Here is a 14,749-nt window from a genome sequence, read left to right on the forward strand (position 1 = left end):
CCACGCTACTCACACCGCCTTGATTCGGATGACGTCGCCGGGCCGTGGACGCACGGTCACGATGGCCTCGGTCGGGACTACGCACATCTCGCGCCAGCGGTGCTGGTCATAGACGTACCAAGCGCGGATCTCCGCGAGGTCGTCATTGGGCGCCTCTACGGATCCGATGTGGGTCAATGCATCGGTGGAGTCCTTGCGGGCGAAGACCTCGTAGTAGCGGGGGCGGGAGCCGGCGTCGGGCGCGCGCTCGGTGTGCGGGTTCATGGGCTCCTCGAGCTCAGAGTTGGATGCCATGGGCGGCCATCAGCTTCCGGGTCGGGGGCGCCACGAGTTCGCGGTCCCATGGGCTGCTCCAGTCCTCAACCATCTCGACGGAGGTGACACCGGGTACCGCCGCGAGAGCGTCCTCTAGCCGTTCGCGAAGCATCCCGACACCAGGACACGCCATGCACGGGATGCGGACCTTGACCCGGACGTTGCCTGCGTCCAGGATCTCGACATCACTCAGCATCCCCATGTTCGCGAGGCTCGCCGGGATGTGCGGGTCGTTGACCGAATCGAGGGCCGCGAGGACGTCCTCGACGGACAGCTCCGGAGCAGTGGTGCTCACCACAGCTCATCTCCGTAGAGCTCGGCCTGCACACGGCTGATCGAGGGCACCTTGTGGCGACTCCCCTGTTTCCAGAGCCGGAACTGCTCCTCCCAAGGAATGGTCCGCGAGTAGTCCCACTTGCGGGTCTCGGGGTCGAGGTAGATGGGGGGCTCGTAGTCGAGCACGTAACTGCCGCTGTCAGCGTCGAAGTGCGCCGGGACCTTGATCCCCACCTTCTCGCTAAACGGAACCACCTGGGACAGCCACTTCTGACGCATCTGGTCATTCGAGGCACCTCGAATGCGGTAGACGAGCTGGTCGGTGCGGCTCTTGATGTGGTCGGGCACGCCGAACCAGAGAACGCCGAGCGGGAAGTAGAAGTCGACGCACTCCTGGACCCGTCTGCGAGTCTCGTCCGAGTGGTTCCAGAAGAAGTTGACCCAGCGCTCCCCGTGCTGGACATGGAAGATCTCCTCGAAGTTGACCTTGCGCATCGAACGCACGTAAGGCCCGAACGAGCAGTGCTGTTCCAGGTCGGTGGTGGTGATGTATCCGGCCCGGTCGCCGTAGCACATCGAGACGACCGACTCGACGTAGTCCTCGTGGGGGTATTCCAGGATCTGGTTGGTCCGCCATTTCTGCGGATCGCGCTCGAATAGGAAGTGGTGGGTGTCGTAGCCGAACTCCTCGAGCATGCGGTACATGACCTGGGCGTGGCCCAGTTCGTCCTGGCACGCGGACGCGATGGCGATCTTGTCCTCGAGCGTGGGTGCACTGCGGATGGACGGCGAATAGGTCGGCAGAGTGACGACCTCGAGGTCGGCCGCGATGTGCATCGTGTTCACGAGCACTTCGTAGTAGCGGGTGGTCATCTCGCTGATGTCCTCCAGCTGGACACCGGAGTGCACGCGGTTCTGGAGGGCTGTCTCCTGCTCCTCGGTGCTAATTTCGCTGCCACCGTGCTTGCTGGGTGCGACTGTCATGACGCCTTCTCTCCGCAGTTGTCGCGGGTGGCCGCGACGAAGTCCGCGATGCGCTCGGGCTCGTACTCAGGCAAGGGGTAGTACGACGCCAGGTGGTCGGCACGTCCCACGTAGCGCTCGGCGATCAGCTTGGGGAGCTCCTCGAGGGTGCCCCGCAGCGCGAAGTACTCGAGGATGTCGTCGGTGACGAGCTCACTCATCTCATCCCACTGACCGGCCTTCGACATCGGGAGCAGCGCCTCCTGCAGGTCCTCGCGCCCGATGAGACGAAGCACCTCGGTGTAGGCGGGAGTCGAGGCATAGAACGCCACCTGCTTGCGGATCCTCGCGGCTGACTTCTGCTGCTCCTCCTCAGTGTCCCCGACCGCCAGGAAGAGATAGGCGAATCGCCATGGGATCTGCTTGCCGTCACCAGCACGCGCCGCACCCTCCGCGAGCGCAGGCATGCTGACCTGGTCGATGTAGGCGGTGTGCGTGAATGGGTGGAACAGCACTCCGTCGCAGAGCTCGCCGGCCAAGCGAGCCATCGCCTCGCCGACGGCGGCGAGCGCGAGCTGCGGTTGGTGCCCCTCCGGGAGCGGGCCGGGGTTGAACAGCGGAGTGAGCAGGGTGTGCTGGTAGTGAGTGCCCTCGTAGTGGAGCTGCTCGCCTGTCTGGAAGCTGTGGTAGATGGCGCGCAGAGCACGCAGGTAGTCCTTGACCTGAGGGATCGGCTTGTCCCACGGCATCGAGAAGCGGCGCGTGATGTGCGCCTTCACCTGCGCGCCGATACCCAAGACGAAACGACCCTCCGAGGCCGCTGCGAGATCCCACGACTGGTAAGCGGTGCTCATGGGGTTGCGGGCCAGCGCGAGAGTTATGGCCGTGCCGAGCCCGATCCGGCTGGTGCTGGCGCACGCCTGCGCCAAGGGCAGCAGGGGGTCATGTGCCACCTCGCCCGACCACAATGTGTCGTAGCCGAGCGCCTCGACGCTACGCGCGCGGTCGCCCGCGCCTGGCAGTCCCTCAGCGAGGAACGTGTCGATCTTCATGAATGCCTCCTTCTGCGTAGCATATCTACATATGCAGGTATGCACCAGCGCCAGTGTGGTCGCGTCGGAGATTGCTGCCAACGCCGCGGGCTGGCGGATCGTTCGGCGATCCCGAACATCCGCTCGATGACGTACGAGGAGCTAGCGCGTGGAGCCGGGCACCGCGGGCCCCGCCCCGGGCTGACCGGCATCCGCGACCAGGCGGGCACGCACGAAGTCGCGCACTTCGCCCTTGCGGACCTTGCCGAACGCATTACGCGGCAGTTCCTCGATGTGGAAAACCCGGCGCGGGCGTTTGTACGCCGCCAGACGGCCCGCGCAGTACTCCTCCAACGCCTCGACGTCGAGGATCGCGCCGGCTCGGGACGAGATCACCGCAGTGACGCACTCACCCCATCGTTGATCTGGGGTGCCGATGATGGCGACCTCGGCGATATCAGGGTGGGTGACGAGCACCCGCTCCACTTCTGCGCTGTAGACGTTCTCACCGCCGGAGATCACCATGTCCTTGACACGGTCGACGATGTAGAGGAAGCCGTCGTCATCGAGGTAGCCGAGGTCGCCACTGAGGTACCAGGTGAGGCCATCCTCCACGAAGGTGACCGCATTCCAGGCCTCGTCGTTGTCGATGTATCCGGCTGCGATAGACGCGCCCGAGACGGCGATCTCACCGATCTCCCCGGCCGGCATCGGCGCACGGTGACTGTCGAGGACACGGATCAGCGTCCCTGGCACCGCGCTGCCCACCGATCCACGGTGACCTTCCAGAGAGGCGGGGTCGAAGCAGGCGTTGAGCAGGGACTCCGTGATCCCGTAGGCGTTGATGATCATTCCCGACCTCAAGGTCGTCTCCGCCTCCAACCGGTCGCGGTACTCCTCAGGGAACGACGCCGACGCGGTCAGCCAACAGGTGACGGACGTGAGGTCATAGTCGCCGCGCTGCGGCAGATTCAGCACGGCGAACGTCATCGAGGGGACGATGAAAGCGTGGGTAATCGCATGGCGCTCGATCGAGTCCAAGAGGTCGGCCGGGTCGAACTTCGGCAGCAGGAAGTGCGTGGCGCCGACGAGGAAGCCCGCCAAGGACAGCGTCTCCATCGGGCCCCGATGGAACAGTGGCGCCGGTGCCAGCAGACGGCTTCGCGCGGTGACGCCACCGGTCAGCGCCATCCCTATGGCACTCCAGAGCGAACTGGCGTGAGTGACGATCGCCCCCTTGGGCGTGCCGGTGGTGCCGGAGGTGTACCAGATACCGGCCGCATCGTCGTGATGCACGGACGGGAAGACCGGTTCGGCCACATCGTCACCCAGCCTCGCCACTTGGGCGAGCGTCATCGCACCGTCCGCCCTGCCGGTCGGACTAACGCGGCGGCTCCACGGAGGCCTCGAGCCGACCGAGTCCAGCATGTCGTCGAACTCGTCGCCGTGAAGGATCAAGCGGCTGTCTGAGTGGGAGATCTGGTAAGCGACTTCGTCTGCCACGAGGCGAGTGTTCAAGGGGACCACGACGCCGCCGCACCTCAAAACGGCGAAGTAGCAGATCAGGAAGTTCGGATCATTGAGGAACAGGATCGCGACCCGATCACCCTTCTCGAGCCCCACCTCGATCAGGCCCAGGGCCAGACGGCGTACTTCTCGGTCCAGTTCCTCGTACGTCAGGCTGACCTGGGCCGACACCACAGCCCGCTTCGCCGGCGCGTTGATCGCCATCCTCCGCACCAGGCCGTCGATGGTCATCGACTCGACATTCATGGACCGCTCCTCGGATGGGCTGCTCGGGGCTCTGACTTCACAAGCGTCTACCTGTTCTGCGTCTAGGACTAGGGCGTGGCAAGAGACCAGGGGAACGGGTGGAAGGCGATGCCGACCACACCCGGACCGGTTACAGCGAACCCGGTGGCATTGACGGACCCGCGGAGCATGGCGGATCCGTCATGGCCGACCGAGGTGAGGAGGCCGCCGGTGAGCCGGCAGGGGCTCAGCACCGTGGCGGCCTGGCCCCGTTTGGCGGACGAGCGTCGCAGGGCGTCCTCAAAGTCGCGATGCACACCATGCGGTTCGAGGCCACGAAGTGGTCGGCCTCCCATCCGGTCGAGGAGAGGCATGGCCAGCGTGACAAAGGCAGCCAGCGCCGCCAACGGATTACCCGGAAGCCCGACGACGAACGAGTCCCCCCACTCCCACAGCGACTGGGGATGGCCGGGTCGGCAGCCGACGGAATCCACGATCTGCCGCGCGCCCAGCGAGGTCAGAGTGGGTGCGAGGAAGTCCGACGGACCAGCCGAGGAGGCGCCCGTCACCAGCACGATATCGTCGACGCGGGCGGCGAGGTGCTCCTCGAGCAGCCGCGCTTGGTCGCCGATGGGGACGAGATCGCGGAAGCGACCGCCGGCACTGGCCACCATCCCGGGCAACATGGGACCAACGGCGTCGCGCACTTGATTCTCGTGCGGGACTCCGTGCGAGACGACCTCAGCTCCGGTGATGACCGCACTGACCGACGGCACGCGTCGAACGTCGATCGCGTCGAGACCCATGGCTGAGGCGAGCCCGAGGTGCACGGGGCCCAAAACGGCTCCCGCGGGCACCAACTCCACACCTGAGGCGAACTCCTCCCCCCGGCGGCGGATGTGCTGACCGGCGCGGGCCTCCCCCATGAGGAACTCGGCCCTACGTTGGGAGTGTTCGTAGGGGAGGACCGCCGTGGCTCCAGGCGGCGGAACAGCCCCTGTTGCGATCTCGACTGCTTGCCCGGCCTTCAAGGGATCCGCCACGGCGTCCCCCGCCAGCGTCCGGCCGACCACACGCCAGGGTGCGGGCCCTGACACCGCGTAGCCGTCCATGGCGGCCCTGTCCGACCCGGGAGAGTCGACGCGTGCCGCGAGCGGCCTCGCCAGGCGCCGACCAAGAGCAGCGTCTACCGCCACGACTTCAGCACTCAGCGGCGAGGCGGAGCAGTGGGCCAACTCGCGCGCCTGCCGCCACCCCTTCACGGACAGCAATTCTACCTGTTTATGCGACTATCTGTAAACACAGGTACACAGCAGATCCCCAGGCTGGTGGCTTCCCACTCAGGGGGCGTGGTGCGGTGTGCCGCCGACTCGCCGGCGGGTGTGACCCGTCCGGGGGACGAGCCACACGCCGACCCCTACGCCAGCCGCGTGAGGACCTCGGCGACGCATGCCGGCTTCGTCTCGCCTTCGACCTCGACGATGATCGTGGTGGTGAGCTGGGCGTGGCTGGATCCCCGCGTGAACGCCGTGAACTCTGCCCCGGCGCGGATCCGCGTGCCACAGCGCACCGGCGCGGGGTAGCGGACGCGGTCGGAACCGTAGTTCACCTGCATCCTCAGCCCCTCGATGGCATAGAGCTGGTAGAGGAAGCTCGGCACCAACGACAGGGTCCAGTACCCGTGGGCGATCGTCGCACCGTAAGGGCCGTCCTTGGCCCGCTCGGGGTCGACGTGGATCCACTGATGATCGTGGGTGGCGTCTGCGAAGAGGTTGATGTCGGCCTGGGTGACCTCGAGCCAGTCCGTGTAGCCCAGATGTTGGCCGACGGAGGCCTCCACATCGTCGATGCCGGTGAAGGTGCGCATGACCATTCCTTTCGGTTGGTTGAGCCTGGCTCGCGGTGAAGCACAGGCGATGGCAAAGGCCCGGTCGGCTCCGCAGCCCGAAGCAGGCAGCGCAGGTCCGACGGAGGTCACCCCTTCGCGCGGTCGTCGCGCCCGTCGCGATCTTTCGTCGGGACCTCGACGCGTCCGGTCGCACCTCCGAGGCTCACAACCGCCACCCCAGGGCATCACGACGCAACTGGTCCTTGCGGACCTTGCCGAACGAGTTGCGCGGCAGCGCCTCGACGAATCGGATCACCTTGGGCCGTTTGTACCCGGCCAGTCGTCCGGAGCAGTATTCCTCGACTCTGGCGACGCTGGCATCGGCGCCCTCTTCGAGCACGATCACCGCCGTCACAGCCTCGCCCCACTGCTCGCTCGGCGTGCCGATGACCGCGACCTCCGCGACACCAGGAGCGCCGACGAGGACCTCCTCCACCTCGGCGCTGTAGACGTTCTCGCCGCCGCTGATCACCATGTCCTTCGCTCGGTCCACGATGTACAGGTAGCCCTCCGCATCGACGTAGCCCAGGTCGCCGCTGGCATACCAGGCCAGTCCGTCCCGCTCGAAGGTCACGGCAGCCCAGTCCTCCGGATGGCCGACGTAGCCGCTGGCCATTGCTGGTGTGGCGACGACGATCTCCCCGACCTCCCCGGGGCCGAGCGCGCGGCGCTCGCCGTCCAAGATCTGCACTCGGCACATGGGCACAGCACGGCCGACAGAGGGAGCACGATCCATCTGCTCGGGCAGCAAGGTCCCGATGAGGAGGGCCTCGGTGATCCCGTAGGCGTTGTAGAAACGGCCCGCAGGAAGCGTCGTCTCCTCCTGCATGCGGCCCTGATACTCCACGGGCAGAGGTGCGGAGGCACTCATCCAGCACTCCATCGAGGTCAGGTCGTAGTCACCCCGACCCGGCAGCCCGAGCACGCCGAAGGTCATGGCCGGGACGATGAAGGCATGAGTCGACCTGTTGTCCTCAATGGCCTTGAGCAAACCGGTCGGACTGAACGAACGCAACATGGTCTGGGTGGCGCCGAGCATGAAGCAGGCGATATGCATGGTGTCAGTGGGACCGCGATGGAACATGGGAGCCACCGCCAGTAGCCGGCTGTGGTGGTTCATCCGGGTAGTGAGGGCCAGCGAGGAAGCCGCCCAGAGGGTTGATGCGTGGGTGACGATCGCTCCCTTGGGGCGTCCCGTCGTACCCGACGTGTACCAGATGGCGCTGGCATCCCCCGCCGCCACGGGCGAGCCGACGCTTGGGCTGGCACCGGCATAGGCGTCAAGAAGCTCGGGCAGAGACTCCGGCGCGAATGATCCCCATTCCACATCACGGTCCCAGTGGTCGCCGGCAGCAGAGGGTACGACGATCCAGACATCGGCCGAACCGCGCTGGTGGAGGTTGTGCGCCACTGCCGCGAACTCGCCGGCGAAGACGAGCACACGGACACCTGCATCCTTGACCTGAAATGCCAGCTCGGAAGCGACCAGCCGGTGATTGAGCGGCACGATCACCGCCCCGAGTCGCAACGTGGCGAAGTAGGTGAGCGAGAACTCCCACTGATTGAACAGCAGACCGGCGACGCGGTCGCCAGGGCCAACCCCTCGGTCTCGCAGCACGGCGGCAAAGACGTCAACCAGGCGGTCGAACTCACTGAAGGTGAGATGGACATCCCCGTCGATGAATGCGTCCTTGACGGGATAGGCGCTAGCGGCGTTTCGCACGAGACCCTCGAGAGTCAACTCAGCCACGACCCATCCTCTCTTGCGCAGGTATCTGCTTCTGCAGGTACTTACCCTATCGCCTCCATGTCCGCCTTGCCGAGTAAATCTTCGTCCTCCCGGCCACACCTGCCCCGAGTTCGGAGCTCGGCGCACGTGAATCGCCGTCGCATGGAAGCGGTGCACATCGGGCGCCGCACCCGGACTGACGGGGTCACACCCACCGCATCGACTCCATGGCGATGAGCAGCAGGTCCTCCGCCGGGCGCCGCAGACGCTCCTCAGCTCGCCAGACGGCGGTCAGTGGACGAAGCATCTCCACCGTCGTGGGCACCTCGACCAGACGCCCGGTCTCGATCTCTGCCACCACGGATCGGGCCGAGACCACCGCAGGTCCGACACCCGCCATCGCGGCGCCGATGAGTGTCGCTGTGGATGTGCCCTCCATTGCCACGTTGGGCACGCGCCGCAGTGCGCTCTCGAAGGTGCTTCGCGAGCCGCTGCCCCTCTCCCGCAGCACCCAGCTCTCGTCGCCCATTTCGGCCCTGGTCAGTGGGGTGCGTCGTCGCGCCCACCGGTGAGCCGGGGCGACGACGACGGCCATTCGGTCCCGACCGACCTGGCGACGGGCGAGATCACGCGGCATCACCGCAGTCTCGATGAAGCCGATGTCTGCCACTCCGGAGCGCACCTCCTCCGCTGCCAACTCGCTGTTGACCACGTGCAGGCGCGGTCGAACGTCGGGTTGCCGGTGGTGAAGCTCTCCGAGCCACCGTGGCAGCAGGTACTCCGCCACCGTGAGGCTGGCCGCCACCGCGACGCCCTCGACCTTCTCGGCCGACATCGCCGCAAGGCTCGCCCGCATCGTGTCGGCGGCGTGCATCACTGCCCGACCCCACGCGACCACCGCCTCACCGTCCTCGGTCAGGGTCGAACCGCGTGCGGATCGCCGCACCAAGGAAAGGCCCCACCGCGCCTCGAACTCCTTGACCCGAGCACTGGCCGAAGGCTGGCTCAGCCCGCGCGCGCGCGCGGCACCGCTGAGGCTGCGCGCGCTCTCGATGGCCACCAGCAGGCGCAGTGTCTCGATATCGAGGTCGGGCACGCCCAGATCAGTCATAGGAACAGCCTATGCCCTGTCGCCTTTCTGCTCTCTTCCGTCCTCTCTGCGGCCACGACACGGTGCATGGGTGTCCTCCACGACCACAGTTCCGACTCCCCCACTCGCCCTACGGGCGTCCGTGCCCTTGACCGCGGCCTGCCTGGTCACCGTAGTCGCCGCGCTCGTGCCCTTGCTCAGCCCTCTCCTCGTCGCCCTGGCCCTCGGGGCCCTAGTCGCCAACACGCGACTCAGTCGCACCCGTAGCTTGCAGGGCCATGCTCCGGTGACGAAGTGGTTGCTGCGCGTCGGGGTGGTGCTGCTCGGATTACGCCTGCCGGTGGCCGACGTCCTGGCGGTGGGATGGAGTGCAGCCGTGGTCATTATGGTCACCGTCGTCATCACCTATACCGGAACGCGTTACCTCGGTCGGCGCCTAGGCCTCGCCGACGACATGGTCACCCTGATCGCAGCCGGCTTCTCGATCTGCGGGGCGGCTGCGATCGCCGCGGTCAGCGACGCTGTGCAGGCCCGTGAGCGCGACGTCGCACTCGCCGTTGCCCTGGTCACGATCTTCGGGTCCGTGATGATCGGCGCCGTGCCAGCGCTGTCGTCGGCGCTCGGCCTCAGCTCGACCCAGGGGGCCGTCTGGGCAGGCGCCAGCATCCATGAGGTCGCGCAGGTCGTGGCCGCAGGATCCCTGATCGGCACTGGCGCCGTCGCCGTGGCCACGACCGTCAAGCTCGGACGCGTGGCGTTGCTGGCACCGACGTACGCCGTGGCCGCGAGAAGCGCCGGCCGCCACGGCGAGGGACGGGTCCCGCTGGTCCCGTGGTTCGTGATCGGGTTCGCCGTCGCGGTCGCCGTCCGCTCACTCGAGGTCCTCTCGACACCGGTCGTCGATGTCTCGAGCCAGCTCACGACCATGCTGCTGGCCGCAGGCATGTTCGGCCTCGGGCTGGGCCTCCGCCTCGCCGACCTCTGGCCGATTCCCACGCGTCAACTGGCGCTCGCCGCGATGTCCACCGTGCTGGCCACCGGATCGAGCCTGTTACTCATCGTGGTTCTCGGTGTCTGAACCGACGCACCGGAGCGCCCACTCAGAACCTCCGGAATCTGTCGCCTCTTCGGGTTTGTCGCGAGACGATGGCGACGTCGATGAAGTTGCGACGTGGAATCTGGTTGCGGGCGTCGCGACCGGGTCCGTCTCATGTCGAAGGCGCGCACTCTTTGGAGCATGGCGGTCCCGACTGGATACCGAACTGACGTGCCATCGCCCGCATGCCATCGTGGCGACATCGGCAACATCACTTCGAGCGCCGCAGGAGCCCCGTGCCGTCTAGGTTGATGTCGCGCCGAGACCTCGACTTCCTGCTCCACGAGTGGCCGCAGGTGGCGGAGCCGAGGTCGACCCCGTCGGCGGAACGGAGCTCGGTGCCTGCCGGAGCGCCGGGCTCGGTCTAGGACCTTGCGTCGAAACTCTGCCGAGCAGCCCCGTTGTCCCATCTGTTCCTCCTGGTGTCAGGCACCAGAGTCCAGACTCCATGGGCCCAGGGACACAACAGAGCCTCTACTGAACCCGGCACGCAACAGTTCTTCGGCGGCGGGGATGGCGGTGGCTCTTGACCGGTCGACAATGTGGAGGCATCCGTCTTCATCGAAGAGGCCGTGGTCCCCGGTGGCGTACCAAGTAAGTCCCTTGTGCTCGAACGTCACCGCGTGCCAGGCCTCTTCATCTCCTACATAAGGCCACACACCAAGCATTTTCGGCTCAGCCCGGCACCGTTGCCGAGCAACGCCGAGCACGAGCCGATTCGTGCGACAGCCTCGCGGCCACGGCTTTCTTCGCCGGGAACTCGACCCCCGCAACCGTTGATCATGGCGTTGATCGACGACATGAGAGCGGCCGACCACGCGGTCGAGTCGACCTGCCGGGTCCTGCGCCAGCAGGGCTGCCGCGCGGACGCCGGACGGCGTCAACTCTTATCTCAGTCACCGACCGGTGCCACGATCCACGCGCAGCACGAGAAACCCTGCGTTTATTGGCGACGACGCACCACCCACACCCCTAGTAGCCGACTAGGACTTCTGATGCACGGGGCGGGGTGACAGGTCGACTGTCTCTGGCTGGTTGACCGGTTGGTCAGACAGCAGGGTCGTTGAAGGGCGCCCAGAGGGAGGGCTGCCCGCGATTGGACCGTCTCCTGTTACAACCGTGGTACAAAACCAGTGAACGTCTCCGAGCGTTTGCGCAGGTCAGCATGGGTCAGTCAGTACTACGACATTTAGGTCGTAAACTAATCGAATTACTCACGTTCGACCGCACGATGGCCTCGAGACTTCCCGGGGCCATCGTCATTTCGAGGGGCAAGGTCGTCACGACTCGGCCCTGACGACTTCACCAGCCGTCACCGGCTGACCGCAGGCCTGGCAGGCGAGCACGCCGTGGAACTCATCTCCACAGGTGTGGTGGAAGACCATCGGCGGCCCGGCCTCGCCGGCGAGATGGCGGTCACCGAACTCTCGCATCGTCGCGACGATCGGTGCGAGCGACAGTCCCAGCTCGGTGAGGTGGTACTCGAAGCGGGGCGGGCGCTCTTGGTACCGGACGCGGGTCAGCAGGCCTTCGGTCTCGAGAGTGCGCAGCCGAGTGGTGAGGATGTCCCGTGGGGCACCGGTGAAGCGCGCGATGTCGTCGAAGCGATGGTTGCCGAGCAGCAGCTCCCGGACTGCCAGAAGCGTCCACTTCGCACCCACCAGCTCGAGCGTGCGGGCCACCGAGCAGACGCGGGCATCGGACGACATACCGTCAGTATAGGGTGAGTTGGAAGTCACAACCTAGTCCGTTGTGTTTTCCTACTTACTCTCCTAGCGTCGCACCAGGATCTAGGAAAGGGAACACGCCCATGACCGCAGCTGTCATCGTCGACGCCGTCCGGACCCCGCTCGGGAAGGGCAAGCCAGGCGGAGCGTACGCCGACATCCACCCGGTCGACCTCCACGCAGCGTCCCTGCGGGCGCTCGTCACCAGGACCGGCATCGACCCGGCCGTCATCGACGACGTCATCAGCGGCGCGGTCGGCCAGATCGGCGAGCAGTCCGGCAACACAGCTCGATGGGGGCTCCTGGCCGCGGGCTACCCCGAGTCGGTGCCGGGCGTCACCATCGACCGCCAGTGCGGCTCGAGTCAGCAAGCGCTGCACTTCGCGGCGCAGGGCGTCATCGCGAGGGCGTACGACGTCGCAGTCGCCTCTGGTGTGGAGTCCATGTCGCGCGTCCCGATCGGATCGCAGGCCCAGGGCATGGACTTCGCCGGCCCGTCGGTCGCAGAGCGCTACGCCCCTGGCCTGATCCCGCAAGGGGTCGCCGCCGAGCTCATCGCCGCCAAGTGGGGGTTCTCCCGCGCGCAGCTCGACGAGTTCGCGGCCAGCTCCCACGAGCGCGCCGCACGGGCCTGGAAGGACGGCCTCTTCGACCGGGAGGTCGTGAAGCTGAACGACCTCGCCACCGACGAGACGATCCGGCCCACGAGCACGCCCGACTCCCTGGCCGGCCTCCGACTCGCCTTCCAGGACGACCGGTGGAGCGAGCGCTTCCCGGAGATCGACTGGAAGGTCACCGCCGGCAACAGCTCCCCGATCAACGACGGGTCCGCGGCCCTCCTGGTGGCGAGCGAGGACAAGGCAGCGGCACTCGGCCTCAAGGCCCGCGCACGCGTCCACTCGTTCGCGGTCGCTGGCGACGATCCGATCTTCATGCTGACCGGCGTCATCCCGGCGACGATGAAGGTGCTGGCGAAGGCAGGCTTGAGCATCGACGACATCGACGCGTTCGAGGTCAACGAGGCGTTCGCCTCCGTCGTGCTCGCCTGGCAGGCCGAGACCGGGGCGTCCCTCGACAAGGTCAACATCAATGGCGGTGCCATCGCGATCGGGCATCCCCTGGGCGCCTCCGGTGCACGGCTGGCCACGACGCTGCTCAACGTCCTCGAGCAGCGTGACGGCCGCTACGGCCTGCAGGTCATGTGCGAAGCCGGCGGCCTCGCCAACGCCACCATCATCGAGCGGATCTGACACGACGGGCTCAGCCGACCGCGCTCCCTGCGTGGTCGGCCGAGCCCGATCAGACTCCCAGACCGACGAGAGCGCCCAGGTGCGCGCGGTGACGTCCAGGCGTGCCGAGCGCGAGCCGGTCCGCCTTGGCGCGCTTGAGGTAGAGATGCGCGGGATGCTCCCAGGTCATGCCGGTGCCACCGTGGAGCTGCACAGCCTCCTCGGCGGCATGCACCGCGAGATCACTGTTGTAGGCCTGAGCGATCGACGTCGCCACCGTCGCGTCCGGGTCGCCCGCGGCCATCGTCGCAGCGGCGTAGCGGGCGGCCGCTGCACCCGACTCCACGTCAGCGTAGAGGTCGGCGAGCCGGTGCTTGAGCGCCTGGAATCCTCCGAGCACGCGGCCGAACTGCGTGCGCACCTTGAGGTAGGCCACCGTGGTCTCCAGACACCAGCGGGCGAGACCCAGTTGCTCGGAGGCCATCAGCGCCGCACCCGAGCCCAGCGCCCGGCGTACGGCAGGCCCAGCGTCAGCGAGCACCAGGGATCCCGAGACGCCGTCGAGGGTCACATCAGCGAGCTGGCGTGTCATGTCGAGACAGACCCGCGGTGTCACGATCAGGGCGGACACATCGACCGCGTAGACGCCGGAGCCGGCCGCGACCAGGAGCACGTCTGCCTCGATCACTCCGGCAACACTCGTGATCGTGCCGGTGAGCCGGCCACCTGCCAGCCGCACTGCTGGGAGCTCGGCGTCCGGCGCGGTCGACCACGGCACCGCGAGGGCCGCCACCCGCTCCCCCGCCGCCAGCTGCTCAAGCAGGGTCGAGTCGCTGTCGAGCAGCGCGGTGGTCGCGATGACCGAGCTGGTCAGGAAGGGCACCGGCGCCGCTGTGCGCCCCAGCTCCCCGAGCACGAGCGCGGCCTCGCGGGCCGACGCACCCTGGCCACCGCGGTCCTCCGGCACCAACAACCCGGCGAGGCCGATGTCCGGGGGTCGACCCAGGTTTCCGCCCCGCCACCCGCACGCTTGTCTGTGAGCGCCTGTGCTTCCGCGAAGACCGGGTTCTGGCCCTCGGGGTTGTCCGCCCAGCCCTTGAAGTATCGACTCACCGTCTCGACGCCTGCCGAGATGAACGCGTGGCCTTCCCCTGCCTTGATGGCGTGGAAGGCCATCCGCGTGGTCTGCAGGCGGCTCGAGCAGTAACGGTTGACCGTGACGCCTGGCACGTGGTCGATCCCGCTCAGGACGGCGACCGCACGCCCGAGGTTGTTGCCACCTTCGCCGGCGGGGTTTGCGGTGCCGAGGATCAGGTCGGTGATCTCGGCGGGGTCGAGCCCGGGCACCCCGGCGAGCGCGGTCCGGACCATCTGGGTCGCCAGCTCGTCGGGCCGCATCTCCTTCAGTGAGCCCTTGCCAGCACGCCCGATCGGTGAGCGGGCGGCGGAGACGATGACTGCTTCGGGCATGGGGGTCTTCCTGAGATGAGTGAGAGCTTGCTGAGGGCGCGACGGCGAGGCCCGGGAAGGCTGGCGGCCGGCCCTCGAGCTAGATGTGAGCCCACCACGGCGCGTGCGTCCGGATCTGACTCGGCCCGGTCGAGAAGTTCGAAGTAGCGCTGTTCCAGGGCATCGCTCCGGACAATGAATCGG

General features: G+C 67.1%; 14 protein-coding genes and 1 pseudogene. 2 read left to right on the forward strand and 13 right to left on the reverse strand.

The features are described 5' to 3' along the window. Positions 1-9: 9 nt before the first annotated feature. The 10 genes and pseudogenes from ABEA33_RS21645 to ABEA33_RS21685 form a co-directional block, all read right to left on the reverse strand. Entirely contained in the window at positions 10-294 is a 285-nt protein-coding gene (locus tag ABEA33_RS21645) for a hypothetical protein (RefSeq protein ID WP_345529114.1), read from the reverse strand. Next, positions 278-610: a metal-sulfur cluster assembly factor gene (locus ABEA33_RS21650; protein WP_345529115.1), complete on the reverse strand. Its 333-nt coding sequence runs from the start codon at positions 608-610 to the stop codon at positions 278-280. The genes ABEA33_RS21645 and ABEA33_RS21650 overlap by 17 nt, the downstream gene beginning before the upstream one ends. Next, positions 607-1,575 carry a 1,2-phenylacetyl-CoA epoxidase subunit PaaC gene (locus ABEA33_RS21655; protein WP_345529116.1) on the reverse strand — a complete coding sequence of 323 codons (969 nt, stop codon included), beginning with the start codon at positions 1,573-1,575 and terminating at the stop codon, positions 607-609. Before ABEA33_RS21655 ends, ABEA33_RS21650 begins: the two co-directional genes overlap by 4 nt. After that, complete coding sequence (locus ABEA33_RS21660) at positions 1,572-2,606, reverse strand: TIGR03617 family F420-dependent LLM class oxidoreductase (protein WP_345529117.1); 1,035 nt, start codon at positions 2,604-2,606, stop codon at positions 1,572-1,574. The genes ABEA33_RS21655 and ABEA33_RS21660 overlap by 4 nt, the downstream gene beginning before the upstream one ends. Positions 2,607-2,747: 141 nt before the next feature. After that, the gene (locus ABEA33_RS21665; RefSeq protein WP_345529118.1) at positions 2,748-4,358 is read right to left on the reverse strand and encodes a class I adenylate-forming enzyme family protein; all 1,611 of its coding nucleotides are present in this window, start codon (positions 4,356-4,358) and stop codon (positions 2,748-2,750) included. Positions 4,359-4,426: 68 nt separating this feature from the next. After that, entirely contained in the window at positions 4,427-5,143 is a 717-nt protein-coding gene (locus tag ABEA33_RS21670; RefSeq protein ID WP_345529119.1) for a molybdopterin-binding protein, read from the reverse strand. Positions 5,144-5,149: 6 nt separating this feature from the next. After that, positions 5,150-5,599: pseudogene (locus ABEA33_RS27535) on the reverse strand (MoeA family protein); the annotation flags it as partial. A 155-nt stretch (positions 5,600-5,754) separates the two neighbouring features. Continuing rightward, positions 5,755-6,204, reverse strand: coding sequence for a MaoC family dehydratase (locus ABEA33_RS21675; protein WP_345529120.1), 450 nt, complete (start codon positions 6,202-6,204; stop codon positions 5,755-5,757). A gap of 184 nt (positions 6,205-6,388) precedes the next feature. Next, positions 6,389-7,975: a class I adenylate-forming enzyme family protein gene (locus ABEA33_RS21680; protein ID WP_345529121.1), complete on the reverse strand. Its 1,587-nt coding sequence runs from the start codon at positions 7,973-7,975 to the stop codon at positions 6,389-6,391. A 184-nt stretch (positions 7,976-8,159) separates the two neighbouring features. Then, positions 8,160-9,065: a LysR family transcriptional regulator gene (locus ABEA33_RS21685; protein WP_345529122.1), complete on the reverse strand. Its 906-nt coding sequence runs from the start codon at positions 9,063-9,065 to the stop codon at positions 8,160-8,162. Between ABEA33_RS21685 and ABEA33_RS21690 the strand changes: the two genes are divergently transcribed. Further along, positions 9,007-10,122 carry a YeiH family protein gene (locus ABEA33_RS21690; RefSeq protein ID WP_345529123.1) on the forward strand — a complete coding sequence of 372 codons (1,116 nt, stop codon included), beginning with the start codon at positions 9,007-9,009 and terminating at the stop codon, positions 10,120-10,122. The genes ABEA33_RS21685 and ABEA33_RS21690 overlap by 59 nt on opposite strands. 1,298 nt (positions 10,123-11,420) lie before the next feature. Here ABEA33_RS21690 and ABEA33_RS21700 read toward each other — a convergent pair. Further along, positions 11,421-11,849: a winged helix-turn-helix transcriptional regulator gene (locus ABEA33_RS21700; protein WP_345529125.1), complete on the reverse strand. Its 429-nt coding sequence runs from the start codon at positions 11,847-11,849 to the stop codon at positions 11,421-11,423. Between the two features lie 101 nt (positions 11,850-11,950). Between ABEA33_RS21700 and ABEA33_RS21705 the strand changes: the two genes are divergently transcribed. Continuing rightward, on the forward strand, positions 11,951-13,117 hold the full coding sequence (locus ABEA33_RS21705; protein ID WP_345529126.1) for a thiolase family protein: 1,167 nt from the start codon (positions 11,951-11,953) through the stop codon (positions 13,115-13,117). 49 nt (positions 13,118-13,166) lie between these two features. Here ABEA33_RS21705 and ABEA33_RS21710 read toward each other — a convergent pair whose 3' ends face one another. After that, positions 13,167-13,979: an acyl-CoA dehydrogenase family protein gene (locus tag ABEA33_RS21710; RefSeq protein ID WP_345529127.1), complete on the reverse strand. Its 813-nt coding sequence runs from the start codon at positions 13,977-13,979 to the stop codon at positions 13,167-13,169. Next, positions 13,967-14,566: a thiolase family protein gene (locus ABEA33_RS21715; RefSeq protein WP_425577464.1), complete on the reverse strand. Its 600-nt coding sequence runs from the start codon at positions 14,564-14,566 to the stop codon at positions 13,967-13,969. Before ABEA33_RS21715 ends, ABEA33_RS21710 begins: the two co-directional genes overlap by 13 nt. Positions 14,567-14,749 lie beyond the last annotated feature (183 nt).

The organism is Nocardioides endophyticus (assembly GCF_039543845.1).
Taxonomy (GTDB): Bacteria; Actinomycetota; Actinomycetes; order Propionibacteriales; family Nocardioidaceae; genus Nocardioides; species Nocardioides endophyticus.